Origin of the sequence: Microcoleus sp. A2-C3 (genome assembly GCF_036706065.1) — a bacterium.
Taxonomy (GTDB): domain Bacteria; phylum Cyanobacteriota; class Cyanobacteriia; order Cyanobacteriales; family Microcoleaceae; genus Microcoleus.
The window spans coordinates 109,798-122,406 of record NZ_JAUBVX010000007.1 but is presented as its reverse complement, the minus strand read 5'-3'; the positions used below and the strand labels follow the sequence as shown (position 1 = coordinate 122,406).

At 42.7% G+C, this 12,609-nt stretch carries 10 protein-coding genes and 1 tRNA gene; 4 read left to right on the top strand and 7 right to left on the bottom strand.

The genetic code is table 11. The features are described from left to right. Positions 1–91 precede the first annotated feature (91 nt). The 3 genes from QUB66_RS06480 (at position 92) to QUB66_RS06470 (ending at position 3,783) form a co-directional block, all read left to right on the top strand. Positions 92–1,792, top strand: coding sequence for a hypothetical protein (locus QUB66_RS06480; protein ID WP_265233440.1), 1,701 nt, complete (start codon positions 92–94; stop codon positions 1,790–1,792). A gap of 249 nt (positions 1,793–2,041) precedes the next feature. After that, the gene (locus QUB66_RS06475) at positions 2,042–3,037 is read left to right on the top strand and encodes a pentapeptide repeat-containing protein (RefSeq protein ID WP_265233441.1); all 996 of its coding nucleotides are present in this window, start codon (positions 2,042–2,044) and stop codon (positions 3,035–3,037) included. Between the two features lie 113 nt (positions 3,038–3,150). Beyond that, positions 3,151–3,783: a hypothetical protein gene (locus QUB66_RS06470; RefSeq protein ID WP_332966801.1), complete on the top strand. Its 633-nt coding sequence runs from the start codon at positions 3,151–3,153 to the stop codon at positions 3,781–3,783. Between the two features lie 69 nt (positions 3,784–3,852). Here QUB66_RS06470 and ureC read toward each other — a convergent pair whose 3' ends face one another. The 6 genes from ureC to QUB66_RS06440 form a co-directional block, all read right to left on the bottom strand. Beyond that, positions 3,853–5,577 (bottom strand): urease subunit alpha, encoded by a 1,725-nt coding sequence (ureC, locus tag QUB66_RS06465; protein ID WP_265233443.1) that lies wholly within the window; start codon positions 5,575–5,577, stop codon positions 3,853–3,855. A 91-nt stretch (positions 5,578–5,668) separates the two neighbouring features. Beyond that, positions 5,669–5,980: an urease subunit beta gene (locus tag QUB66_RS06460; protein ID WP_332966802.1), complete on the bottom strand. Its 312-nt coding sequence runs from the start codon at positions 5,978–5,980 to the stop codon at positions 5,669–5,671. Between the two features lie 33 nt (positions 5,981–6,013). Continuing rightward, positions 6,014–6,316: an urease subunit gamma gene (gene ureA, locus QUB66_RS06455; protein WP_015179363.1), complete on the bottom strand. Its 303-nt coding sequence runs from the start codon at positions 6,314–6,316 to the stop codon at positions 6,014–6,016. Between the two features lie 83 nt (positions 6,317–6,399). After that, complete coding sequence (locus QUB66_RS06450) at positions 6,400–7,275, bottom strand: urease accessory protein UreD (RefSeq protein WP_332966803.1); 876 nt, start codon at positions 7,273–7,275, stop codon at positions 6,400–6,402. Between the two features lie 64 nt (positions 7,276–7,339). Continuing rightward, complete coding sequence (locus tag QUB66_RS06445) at positions 7,340–8,653, bottom strand: photosystem II assembly protein (protein ID WP_332966804.1); 1,314 nt, start codon at positions 8,651–8,653, stop codon at positions 7,340–7,342. Further along, positions 8,646–9,569 (bottom strand): SPL family radical SAM protein, encoded by a 924-nt coding sequence (locus QUB66_RS06440; protein WP_332966805.1) that lies wholly within the window; start codon positions 9,567–9,569, stop codon positions 8,646–8,648. Before QUB66_RS06440 ends, QUB66_RS06445 begins: the two co-directional genes overlap by 8 nt. Positions 9,570–10,316: 747 nt before the next feature. On the opposite strand from QUB66_RS06440, the gene QUB66_RS06435 reads away from it, so the two are divergent. Further along, positions 10,317–12,092 (top strand): sensor histidine kinase, encoded by a 1,776-nt coding sequence (locus QUB66_RS06435; protein WP_332966806.1) that lies wholly within the window; start codon positions 10,317–10,319, stop codon positions 12,090–12,092. Positions 12,093–12,489: 397 nt separating this feature from the next. On the opposite strand, the gene QUB66_RS06430 is transcribed toward QUB66_RS06435, so the two are convergent. Further along, positions 12,490–12,574 (bottom strand) — tRNA-Leu (locus tag QUB66_RS06430). Between the last annotated feature and the right edge of the window lie 35 nt (positions 12,575–12,609).

Genomic DNA, 12,609 nt, shown 5'->3' with positions numbered 1-12,609 from the left:
CCTGTTCGGGTTCCTTTGATTCAAAGTGACAGTAAATCTAAAATCTAAAATCTAAAATCGACTGACAGGGTATCTTTTGGGGAGGAAAACTATGCAAGCTTTATCTATTTTAGATGAAGTTCTTCGCGAATTTGAACAAGATCTCAATCTTTCGCGCATTAAAAGAATCATATTTTTTGCTTGTAAAGAGTGTTGGGAAAACGATCCGGCCAAACTCGCCAGCGCAGATCTAAGAAAGTTGATCGAAGAACTCTGTGGTAAATACAGCAGGTTAGAAGATATTGAAACAGTTTTAAACAGTATCGTTGCCAAGGTTAACAAAAAAACCGAGTACGCTTTAGTGGCAGATCAAATCGTCTGCCAACTGAGCAGGCTTTACGAATACCAAGATTTCACAAAATTAGAAACCAACATATCTAATTTTGGCGGTTATGAAGCACCTGCATTTGATGAACACTTTAGTTCGCAACTTCCCGCAGGCGAGTCGCTAGAAAGAGACGCCGGAAATCTATTTGATGTCCGACAAAAAATTTTACAGCAAACCAATCCATTGAGGGCTAAAATCCTCATTTTTTCTACTCTTTATCACGAGTTCACATTTAGCGAGCGCGATTGGCTGCTGCTGAAAACCCAAGAACTTGACAAGCTGCTGCGACAACTGTTTAATGTCTGTGGCAGCCTAGCCGAACTCGAATCTAATTTGTACGGAACTGCGGGCAAACTTGACAACAGCGACGAATACGACCAAGCAGCTAGCGTGATCATCAAAGCGATGAATCCTTGTTACGCAAAATTGCAACAGGAAGAACGCGACATAGCCGAAGATTCGATTAGCGAAAATTCGGCTACCGAAGATTACGATCAGACGCATTTAAATAACACTTTCTATGAAGATATTGTGCCGGTTGACAGGCGCAACGAATATTTTGAACCGGGGGATATTACTCAGATTATTCAAGCTGCTCCGGCTCACTATCATTATGACCCCCAGAAGAGTTACTTAGTGCCGGACACGGCAAAAAATATACAGTTTAAAGACTCAAAAACCAACAGCAATAATTATACTGCTGATTTCAGACAGGAATTGGTAGAAACAGTCCCCATTTCTGAAACGCCGACAATTATCGAAAGTTTAGAACCAGCCGCTCTTGTTACTACAAATATTAGCGATTCCATCAAACGCAAGTTGGGATTGGAAGAGGAAATGAAAGGCTTAGTTAGTCAAGGTGCTAACTCCGCAACGGCGCAAATAGAACAGATATTCAGCGAGTTGGAATCTGCTATGAACGGAAAACTTTCTACAGAAAGTACCGAAGAGCGTTTGTATTGGAAATATAAAAGTCTCAAAAATTATCTAACACAAATTAATGGATTTACCGACAAATTAATGGAAATGCTGAGCGAAGTTGAGTCAAAAGAAAGCGGGATTCCTTCTGCTGACACTCAGGAGAATATCACTAACAAAAATTCAGCAACAGAGCAGCAAAACTCTAGCCAGAAACCAACTCAGTATCAGCTTGTGGAAATGGCAAAACAAGGCAAACCAAAGGCGATCGCCATTTTGATCAATCAATTGCTAAAACCCAAGGGAATTACTGCCACAGCGGGATTTAAAGAAGGTTGGCTCCACGTCATTCTGGAGTCTGCCGAAGTCCCAAACCAACAGGATACAGCTACATACATTTACAAAAAACTGGGTACTTTAAAGTCACAATCTCTGACTCACGTAAAAATTCACGGGCGACAGTTAGGCAACAAAACAGTCACTTGGACTCAAGAATTTGTGAATTAAACTCATTAAATACCCAGACTCAAGGCTGGGGCTACACAAATTTTCGTCCGCCTGCACGGCAGCGAAATCGCATAAATCTCTAAATAGTAAGTAGGTCATTGTCAAAAAACAATAGTATCTTGTAGGGCGGGTTTAGTTAAAAATTTATGATGCAAACCAGTTTATGAAGGCAAAATCCGCCCTCCATCTAATGTTTATTTGTACCACCTACTTAAGTGAATCTTGCCCAATAACTAACAACCAAAAAATATGAATGCCAGCGAAGTTTTAAGGCGATATACATCAGGCGAACTAGATTTTCAAGGTATGAATTTGAGAGGCGTTCACCTGATCGGTGCCGATTTAATTGGCGTCAATTTAAGCAGTGCTGACCTTTGGGGTGCAAACTTAGCGATGTCGTATCTGAGCAGAATTAACCTTCAGCGTGCAAATTTAACTAACGCAAAGTTGTGTGGTGCTAACTTAAATCAGGCCAACTTGAGCGCAGCAAATTTGTCCGATGCCGACTTCCACGGAGCTACTTTGCAAGGTGCAGACTTTCGCAGAGCTAACATTTCTTTGGCAGTTTTTATCGATGCAAATTTGACCGATGCAGATATGCGAGGGGTCAATTTGCAAGGTGCAGATTTGCGCGGTGCCTGCTTGCGCGGCGCAAATCTGCGCAAGGAGCAGCGAATTTTTGAGGGTGCAAATTTGCGCGGTGCGAATTTGCAAGGTGCTGATTTGCGCGGTGTCAATTTGCTGGGTGCAGATTTGACTAAAGCTAATCTCAGTAAAGCGAATTTGACTGAAGCATCTCTGCGGGAAGTAAATCTGACTCAGGCGAATTTGAGCGAAGCTATTTTAGATGGCACGTTTTTAACTGAAGCAACTTTGGTAGAAACAAATCTTTGCTGGGCTGTTATGACTAATGCTAAATTGGAAAGAGCTATATTAATTGATGCTGAATTGGCTGGTGCTAATTTGCGCGGTGCATTTCTTCCTGATGTTAAGTTGAGTAATGCTAATTTGGTGATGGCTGATTTGAGTCGTGCTAATTTGGTGCGGGCTGATTTGAGTCGTGCTAATTTTAATCAGGCGAATTTGAGTGAAGCCGACTTGACTGATGCTTACCTGGCTAAAACAGATTTGCGGGATGCCATTTTGCACCGCACAAGTTTAATTAGGGCAGATTTGAGCACTGCTAATTTAGCGGGAGCTCAATTGCGCGGTACCATCATGCCAAGTGGAGAAATGCACGGGTAATACCATTTTAGATGTGAGATTTTAGATTTGAGAATTGAAGTTGCGTAGGGTGTATAAGCACCTTACCACTGTTCGTAATTGAATCTCCTGATGTTAGTTTTTAGTGATTAATTATGGCAAGTTACAAAACTGTGTTCTTTTTTAACAGTTTAACTTTAGTGCTGGTTGCGCTAGTGACGGGGTGTCTGAGTTTATTCGGTTCTTCGGTAAAAGGGTTGTTTTTGCCACCTTGCTCTGCCACCTATCCGGGTGCAGGTTTCTTTTTCTTGGCGTTCCAAATGTTATTTTATTTATCTGTAATCCTGTGCGCTTTTACTTTTGGATTGCTGAGAATTCTGCAACCAAATCGCCCGGAAAATCGATTTATTTTATATTCGGCACTGTTTACAGGTTGCTTTCTATTCAATGAAGTTTTTCGCACCCACGTTCACCTGGGACGTGCGGGTTTTCCGAAAGCGACAATTGTCATATTTTACGCCGTGCTGGCAGTTGCATACGGATTAGCTTTTAGGAGGCAAATAAAATTCACTCCGTACCCTTTACTGCTGAGCGGCGTTGGTTTGTTATTTGTTGCCTTTTTTGCAGAAGCGCTGCCTTTAAAAAATGAGATAGTTTCGAGCTTGCTGGAGGGAATTCCGAAGTTGTTGAGCGGTGTTAATATTGCACTTTATTTTTGGTTTTTGTGCCTGGGTTTGATAGTGCGAGCGCTCAATTATTCCAAATATAATAAAACCATAAGTTTGTAGTAAGGACTTTAGTCTTACTTGCCTCAAAACCTGCTGGAAAAGGAATGAAGTCCTCACTACGAACTTATATCAAAACAGAAAATATCGCTGCGCCATTGGCAAAACAGTTGCCGGTTCGCAAGTTAACAATTGCCCATCTGCCCTCACTTCATAGGTTTCTGGATCGACTTCCATCTGCGGCAAATAATCGTTCAGTTTCATATCTCTTTTACTAATCTGCCGCGTCCCCGAAACTGCTACAGTTGGCTTTTGTAAACCGAGCTGTGCGGCAATATCTCGATCGCGCGCAGCCTGCGAAACAAACGTCAAACAAGTCGCCCCAATAGCCCCCCCAAAACTGCCAAACATCGGCCGCATATGCACCGGTTGCGGCGTAGGAATACTGGCGTTAGCGTCTCCCATCTGCCCATAGGCGATCGCACCACCCTTAATCACCAACTCCGGTTTCACCCCAAAAAACGCCGGCCGCCACAAACACAAATCCGCCAACTTCCCCTCTTCCACCGAACCCACATACTGACTAATTCCGTGAGTAATCGCCGGATTAATTGTATATTTCGCAATGTACCGCTTCGCCCGAAAATTATCATTTTCCCCACTGGTTGCAGGGGCATCTTGCCCATCCAAATGACCTCTTTGCACCTTCATTTTATGTGCCGTTTGCCAAGTCCGAATAATCACCTCTCCAACCCTACCCATCGCCTGCGAGTCAGAAGAAATCATACTAAACGCACCCAAATCGTGCAAAATATCCTCAGCAGCAATAGTTTCCCTTCTAATTCTTGACTCAGCAAAAGCCACATCTTCAGGAATCCCCCGATCCAAATGGTGGCAAACCATCAACATATCTAAATGTTCTTCCAAAGTATTGACAGTATAAGGGCGAGTCGGGTTAGTAGACGAAGGCAAAACATTAGCCTGGCCGCAGACTTTAATAATATCCGGTGCGTGTCCGCCGCCAGCACCTTCTGTGTGGTAAGTGTGAATAGCGCGATTTTTAAATGCCGCAATTGTAGCTTCCACAAATCCCGCTTCATTGAGAGTATCGGTGTGAATTGCAACTTGCACGTCGTACTCGTCAGCTACACTCAAACAATTGTCGATCGTTGCTGGCGTAGTTCCCCAATCTTCGTGGAGTTTCAAACCCATTGCACCGGCAAATATTTGTTCAATTAATCCTTGGGGTTGACTGCTATTTCCTTTACCTGAAAAACCGATATTTACGGGGAAAGCGTCGGCTGCTTGCAGCATTCTGTACATATGCCAAGGCCCCGGAGTGCAAGTTGTGGCGTTTGTACCGGTTGCTGGGCCAGTACCGCCGCCGATCATGGTAGTGACTCCAGAGGCGATCGCCACTTCGATTTGTTGCGGGCAAATAAAATGAATGTGAGTATCAACTCCCCCCGCCGTGAGAATCATTCCTTCACCAGCAATTACTTCTGTACCCGGCCCGATAATAATATCTACCCTATCTTGAATGTAAGGATTTCCAGCTTTACCAATTTTGTAAATTTTTCCGTTTTTAAGTCCAATATCCGCCTTAACAATTCCCCACCAATCCAATATTAAAGCATTAGTAATTACCGTGTCAACAGCACCATCAGCATTAGAAATAGGCGACTGTCCCATGCCGTCGCGAATGACTTTCCCACCGCCAAATTTCACTTCATCCCCGTAGGTTGTGAAGTCTTTTTCAACTTCTATGAATAACTCAGTATCAGCTAACCGCACGCGATCGCCCGTTGTCGGCCCGAATGTTTCTGCGTAAGCGCGGCGATTCATTCTGTAACTCATGCTTTCTCCTAATATTAATATTTTTTTAGTTGGTAGTTGAGGCTAACTTAAATTATACTATTTAGCAAGATTCTTGATAATAGCTGAAGTTTCATCCATCTAACTCACCATTAATCTTACCGTTAAAGCCGTAAACTTGACGGCTACCAACAAACGGCACTAATTGAATTTCTCTTTCATCTCCGGGTTCAAATCTAACTGCTGTACCTGCGGGGATATCCAACCGCATTCCTCTTGATTGTTCTCGATTGAATTCTAAGGCTTCATTTACCTCATAAAAGTGATAGTGGGAACCGACTTGAATGGGCCTGTCGCCCGTATTTCCGACCAGCAATCGCACTGTTGGGCGATCGGCATTTAGCTCAATTTCACCATCTGAAACAATCATTTCTCCCGGAATCATATCTGTCTCCTGCAAGTTTTTTTGTTTAAATATTTAACGAATCGGATCGTGAACTGTCACCAACTTAGTTCCGTCGGGAAAAGTCGCCTCAACCTGCACTTCGTGTACCATTTCTGGTATCCCTTCCATCACATCTTCCCGCGTCAGGAGAGTTGTGCCGTAACTCATTAAATCTGCGACGGTGAGGCCATCCCTTGCTCCTTCTAAAATCGCGGCGGAAATGTAGGCTAGTGCTTCTGGATAGTTTAATTTTAAACCTCTTTGTTTTCGGCGCTCGGCTACCAGGGCGGCCGTGAAAATCAGCAGTTTGTCTTTTTCTTGGGGGGTGAGTTGCATTTTTATTCTGGTAAGGGCGATCGCATTATTGGATCAAGTTTAACTATCAGTCGCGGTAAATCTATTGAAAATAAAATATGATTCTATTTTACCCAAACTCTCGGCAAACAGCAAGGGCGTTCGGAAAAAGATAAACGCAGCAAGTGCCAAATGCTCACAAACCAGTCTCTAGCTGCGGCGGTGGATGTACCGCGATATCGGCACAGCAAACCGTTGGGAATGCGAGTCACGCCGATGGTACAATTACCAGGATAAATTGTTGCTTCAGATGGCAAAGCTCGCACTTGTCCCACGAGTTCTGTGGTGACGGATTCACCAACCCAAGCGAGGGTAGCGACTACGGGTTTTCCTGCTAAACCGTGAGAACTTTCTAGCATTTCTGATCCACCTTGGAGCCATTGTCTGTCAATCCACAGAGGGCTGTTCTGCTGCCAGATTTCGGTGTGCGATCGCCATTCTCCCGACAAGAATTTTTCGCCCCTAGCACTGCGTCCAAATCTGGTAATTTCCCACAGTAAAATACTGGCTTGCGGGGCTAATTCTACCCGCAAATTTTGTCGATAAATTGCGCCATCGAAAACGATGGTTTCCTGCGGTAGCAATTCCAAATTCGCAGCGGAATCTACTTGAATATCAATATTTTGTTGTGCTGACTGTCCGCTGCTGCGATAAATTTTTGCAGCGGCTGCGGTGGTGATTAAGGCTTTGGCGTTTGCTTGGAGGTGGAAATTGCTGGAAAGGCGATCGCCCCCGACAACTCCCCCAGCCGTGTGCAAAACTACGCTGTGACAAACCTCTTTACCTTCAGGATAAAACGGACGCTGCACCTTGAGGGGTGCTTGCATTTGATTGTGGATGATTTGAGTTGCGCCGTCACGGTTGGCGTAGACTAAATTGAGCCTGCCGTGCCAATTATTTTGAACTTGATTTGTAGGTTTGTCAGGTGAATGTGCAGTCACAGTTTTTTGCATCTCAATTGAACATTTCAAATAATGTCTGATTGAATTTTCTCATTTTAACAATTCATTTTTGTGCCAATATCACATAGTCATCAAGTCCATAACTTAAGTCATAAGGTAAATTAAAGTGCTGGCGAAAAAGTGGACTGATGTATTTTTGGCAAGCTAGATTGTCTCTAGCAAATTTTCCAAAGTTAGGATGAGATATCCTGCTACCAGTTGAATTTAAATATTTATACCAAACCAGTTTTAACCCCAGTTCATCAACGAATTGTTTGACTACACTTAGCTCCTGTTCACAACTTTCAATTTGACGAATATTGTACGGTATGAGCAACTTTTTTTCTTGAATGATTAGCAAAGCGTAACCAGAATCTGTCAGGCTGTTGGCAAATATATCTTGATAAATTAAATGGGATTTTTCTCTGCTCTCTCCATCGTTAAAAAAACAGTGAGAAATTACAATAAACTCAAAAAAATTTTGAGGAATTTTTTTAGATAGATTTTCACCATCAAAAATACTACAAGTGTCAAACCGAAAGTAAGCATTGATCGCCTGGGGCTCCATATATTGCCGCCAAAACTGGAGTCCGCGATATTGAAAAGCTTTTTGCTGTTTCAAAGAGTAATAGGATATGTGCATTGGCGGCATTGAACAAAAGTCGTTAATACTTTCCAGCAACAAACCTAGTCCGTAGGCAACTGTCCCCGGCCCTGCGGCAATATCAAGGATATTGACTTTAGTTGGTAATAACCCTGCTTTGTAAATAAGAAACCAAGCTAGATATGCACAATAGACGTTATCTAGGAAATACCTGATTAAATAGATGTGAGGACTTAGCTCAAAACTGTATTGAGGATCTTGTCCTTCTTTGAGTTTTTGTATATCGTCAATAGCTTGTTGAACTAAAAAATCAAAGTTTGTTTTTTGGCGTTTTAAATTATTAAACTCATTTTTGATAAAACCAGCCAAATGTTGTTCAAAATTATCGAACACTTTTTCATGAATGCCTGTGCATTGGATCATGCTGGCATCGCATTCTATAAATTTAAAACTTTGTGAAATAACTTCAATAAACTTTGTGTCTGGAAGCAAATTTAACTCATCAATATACTCTGGAAAGGCGTCAAGTTGTCCGAACCCCACTTGCACTTCTAATTCTGCTAAACGCCGATCGCCTTTTTGGATGCGGTCATTTTTTTGTTGCAATAATTTTTCAAGCTGTAGCCGATCTTTATAGAGTTTCTCATGCCACGATAGTTTTGCCCCTGAATTTTTTATTTCTTTTAACAGTTTTTGGGCAAGTCGATTATTTTGACTCTTCACGGCTTGGTTAAATTTTTGAGAACGCCACCAGTTAGCTAGCGGATTATTCATAGCCAAATCCCTCTTTACCTTCCATAATTTCAACATCGGGGAGCATCGCCTTGAGTTTATTTTTAAACTTGCGATAACTCTGCTGTTCGCTATTGTACCACCAAGCGTACTTGTGTTTAAGAGCTAATGCTTCTGAGCGCGTTGACGCAATTAGCGATCGCTCATTACTGGCATGAAAATCCTGAATCACCACTCGATCTACAACTTCCAGCTTCCTAATAAAATTAGCTTCATCTTCCGGTAAGGTAGGGAGTAATGGTGTCACAGTTATAGAAAATTTTACTTCGCAATTTTCTTGATAAGGAAAGCTGTATTTCAGTTTGGCAATAGCTTTGAGTCTCGCAGGAATACTCGGCGATTTTGGTTCAAAATCTTTCCTCACTTTTTCGCTACCAGTGGGAATGCTCATGTTAATTCGCAATCGCTGAAATTGCTGTAAAATATCGACATCTCTAGTTATCATAGGACTGCGAGTTTGGATAACCAGCGTCGGTTGATAGGGAACCATCACTTCTAACAAGTGCCTAGTTAGTTGTTCTTTAGTTTCAATTGGCTGATACGGATCTGTGACACTACTCATGTAAATTGTCGGTGGGCGATCGGGGTTTTTCTTGTGCCAACGTTCCAACTCTTTCTTTAAAATTTCCGCTGCATTTTGCTTAATGATTACCCAATTTCCCCAATCCTCCCGCATCTGTGAATTCGGGCTAAAAGCAGCAGCATAACAATAGCTGCATCCGTATTGACAGCCGCGATAAGGATTGAGCGTGAAATCGTAAGCACTGATAAATACAGTAGCTTTGTTAAGTATTGACTGTGCATTTTGTGCATACACTTTGGCACTTCCGAAGTTCTCCCGGAGTGCGAAAGTGTGTTTTTGACCGACGGAATATCCCTCATACTGAGACTTTACCATGATTGCACCTGCTACAGTATTAAAACTACAGTATTAAAACGGAAAATGTTTAGGAATGAGAAAGGTGATGGCGCTTGAATCTTACTTCACTGTACCGCACTCAACAAATGTTAGAAAAACAGTGGGGAATTACTCAACTTTACCATGATTATTTTGAATAACCAACAAGTCAGCTATTTTAACTCCATGAAGCCCTCGATCGCCAATGTAATGCAGCTTACGGATTTACTGAAAGCGACGATATTTTAGCAAAACTGCTGGAATTGAACCTAGAACTGGCAGAAAAAGAAAAACGGGGAGAACCCGTAGTTGGGCCTTCTGTCCCCAACTGATTGAAAATAGTGCTCGCAGTTATCATAAGTTTTGTAAATCAGCGTAAAATCACATAGATTGTTGATACAGATCACAAACATTCTCGCATAATAACAGAGATAATTCAGAAGGGATCGGCTAAATTGCGTCTGCTAGCAGCGAAAACAGCATTTATCTGGTGGACTTAAGACAAAAAATAGTTTCAATATTTTGTACGCAACCGACTGTCCACCCCAAAATAACGCCAAAAGTTAAAAGCCAAAAAAACTGTCGGATCTCCCGATCGCATTTTTTCAGGAGTAAGAGCCGAAATATTATAGGTTTTAACCTAAGTTAAACGATTGACCGATAAATTCAGGTTTTGGCTGTTCCTCAAACTTACAAAAAATTGTGCAGGATGTCAACAACTCCTGATTGTTTTGGGAGGAACTTTAAATGTTATTATTTACTCAAAATCAGCGCCAAGATAGTAAACTAGAGTCAAATTGCTATGTTAAAAAAAACTTGTTCCAGCATTCATCTATTAATCTCAATTGGGTGAGGGAACGATTCAATCATTTGCGGATCGGCCAAAAAATTAGCTACGGCTATGCTTTAGCGATCGGCATAGCGATTTTGGGTACGGGTGCGGGACTGAAAGCCGGAGACTACTTTCGCAAGCAAGCTTTAATTCAGGTAAATGTTGCTGGGCAACAGCAGCAACTGCTGCAAAATTTGCAAAATACCGTATTTGAAGCCCGATCGCACGCGGCGAAATTGCCGGCCGTTTTGGGAGACACGGTGTGGCTGCAATACGAACACGATCGCTTTGTCGGGCAAATCAATCAGGCGAAAATCCTGATTTCAGAAATTGAATCTTTCGCACGAGAAAATCCCGATAAACTAGCAACAGAAGAGGCAGCATTGCACGCTATATTGCAGAGATATGCCATCGTCATTGATTACTACGATCAGCTAATTAAATTGCAGTTAAAAGAAGCGGATGTTTGGAACTTGCCACCCAACAGCATCGAGTCCGCACAGCTACAAATGTTGAGGACGAGCAGCGGTCAAGAGGCGATCGTACTAGATAACCTTGCTCACAGTTTAACCGAGCTAATTTCTACAGTAGAAATTCAAAAACTGCAAGGAGCGGAAGCATTAGAAGAGGCTGAAGGTTTGGGAAACCGAATTATTTGGGGGGGGATGCTAATTTCAGCACTGATCGCCGTGTTACTGGCGGACAAAACCAGCCGTGCGATCGCCCAACCCCTCGAAACGGTCACTAACGTCGCTCAGCAAGTCGCCCGCGAATCTAATTTTAACCTGCAAGTACCAGTCACAACCGAAGACGAAATCGGAGTTTTAGCAGCTTCTTTCAATCAATTAATTCAGCGAGTTAGCGAGTATACAGAAGAACTCAAACAAACTCAATCCCAATTAATTCAGACCGAAAAAATGTCGTCTCTCGGTCACATGGTAGCAGGTATAGCCCACGAAATCAACAATCCCGTCAACTTCATCGGGGGCAACATTGACTATGCCAACCAATACATCGAAGATTTGGCAGGTTTGGTAACTCTCTATCAAGAATACTATCCCAACCCACCAGATGCAATTCAAGAGCGCATCGAAGATATTGAATTGGAATTTCTCAGAGAAGATTTGCCAAAAACACTTTCTTCGATGAAAATGGGAGCCGATCGCATTCATGAAATTGTCGTATCCATGCGTAACTTTTCGCGCTTAGATGACGGCAAAATGAAACCTGCCGACATTCACGAAGGAATAGACAGCACCCTGGTAATTCTCAATCATCGACTCAAACAAGGTATTGAAGTTATTAAAAAATACGGCAATTTGCCTCCGGTTGAGTGCTTTGGATCGCAACTGAATCAAGTATTTATGAATATTATTAGTAATGCAATAGATGCGCTGGAGGAGGTGAAAAAGACAGACAAAGGGTTTTCACCAACGATTTGGATTAGCACGGAAGTTATGGCAGACAACGCTGTCACTGTCAAGATTCGGGATAATGGGCCGGGAATTGCAGCAGCCAGTGCCCAGCAGATATTTGACCCATTTTTTACTACAAAGTCGATCGGCAAAGGCACTGGATTGGGATTAGCTATTTCCTATCAAATCGTTGCCAAGCATCAAGGCAAAATCGAGGTGAATTCTCAAATAGGACAGGGCACGGAATTTGTAATTAATTTGCCAGTTGCTGCGTAGTATAGCAGGCGATTCGGGACGCTGCTCAAAGCCATTGGTGTCAACAATCGCCTAAAACCGTTGATAAATCTCGCTTTTATCCGAGACCAGATCCCCCTAAATCCCCCTTAAGAAGGGGGACTTTGAGAAGATTCTTGTCCCCCCCGACTATCATGGTGGCTAGGGGGGATCGGGCCTCAGCGGTAAACAGCAGTCTGTAACTACGTTTGATGTTAAGTTGACACTAATGGCTCCAAGCCCATCCCACAAATCTTGCAAGAATTACTAAAAGCTGGCGCGCATCTAATTTGAAAAATCTTCTTTCTTAAAACTCTTGTGGGGTGGGCGGAAGAGCCCGCCCAGAAAAACAAAGTTAAATGCCGCAACAGCTTGTTAACTCACAAAACATAGAATTGTATGGGGGTGGAGGGACTTGAACCCACACGACCGTTTCGGGTCAACGGATTTTAAGTCCGTAGCGTCTACCATTCCGCCACACCCCCCTTTCGTCAAGCTGCTGCTGTGGGTTTGAGCCAGT

Bases quoted from the DNA above. Each gene is read 5' to 3' on its own strand.
- QUB66_RS06480 (WP_265233440.1), top strand. From the start codon at position 92: ATGCAAGCTTTATCTATTTTAGATGAAGTTCTTCGCGAATTTGAACAA.
- QUB66_RS06475 (WP_265233441.1), top strand. From the start codon at position 2,042: ATGAATGCCAGCGAAGTTTTAAGGCGATATACATCAGGCGAACTAGAT.
- QUB66_RS06470 (WP_332966801.1), top strand. From the start codon at position 3,151: ATGGCAAGTTACAAAACTGTGTTCTTTTTTAACAGTTTAACTTTAGTG.
- ureC (WP_265233443.1), bottom strand. From the start codon at position 5,577: ATGAGTTACAGAATGAATCGCCGCGCTTACGCAGAAACATTCGGGCCG.
- QUB66_RS06460 (WP_332966802.1), bottom strand. From the start codon at position 5,980: ATGATTCCGGGAGAAATGATTGTTTCAGATGGTGAAATTGAGCTAAAT.
- ureA (WP_015179363.1), bottom strand. From the start codon at position 6,316: ATGCAACTCACCCCCCAAGAAAAAGACAAACTGCTGATTTTCACGGCC.
- QUB66_RS06445 (WP_332966804.1), bottom strand. From the start codon at position 8,653: ATGAATAATCCGCTAGCTAACTGGTGGCGTTCTCAAAAATTTAACCAA.
- QUB66_RS06440 (WP_332966805.1), bottom strand. From the start codon at position 9,569: ATGGTAAAGTCTCAGTATGAGGGATATTCCGTCGGTCAAAAACACACT.
- QUB66_RS06435 (WP_332966806.1), top strand. From the start codon at position 10,317: ATGTTATTATTTACTCAAAATCAGCGCCAAGATAGTAAACTAGAGTCA.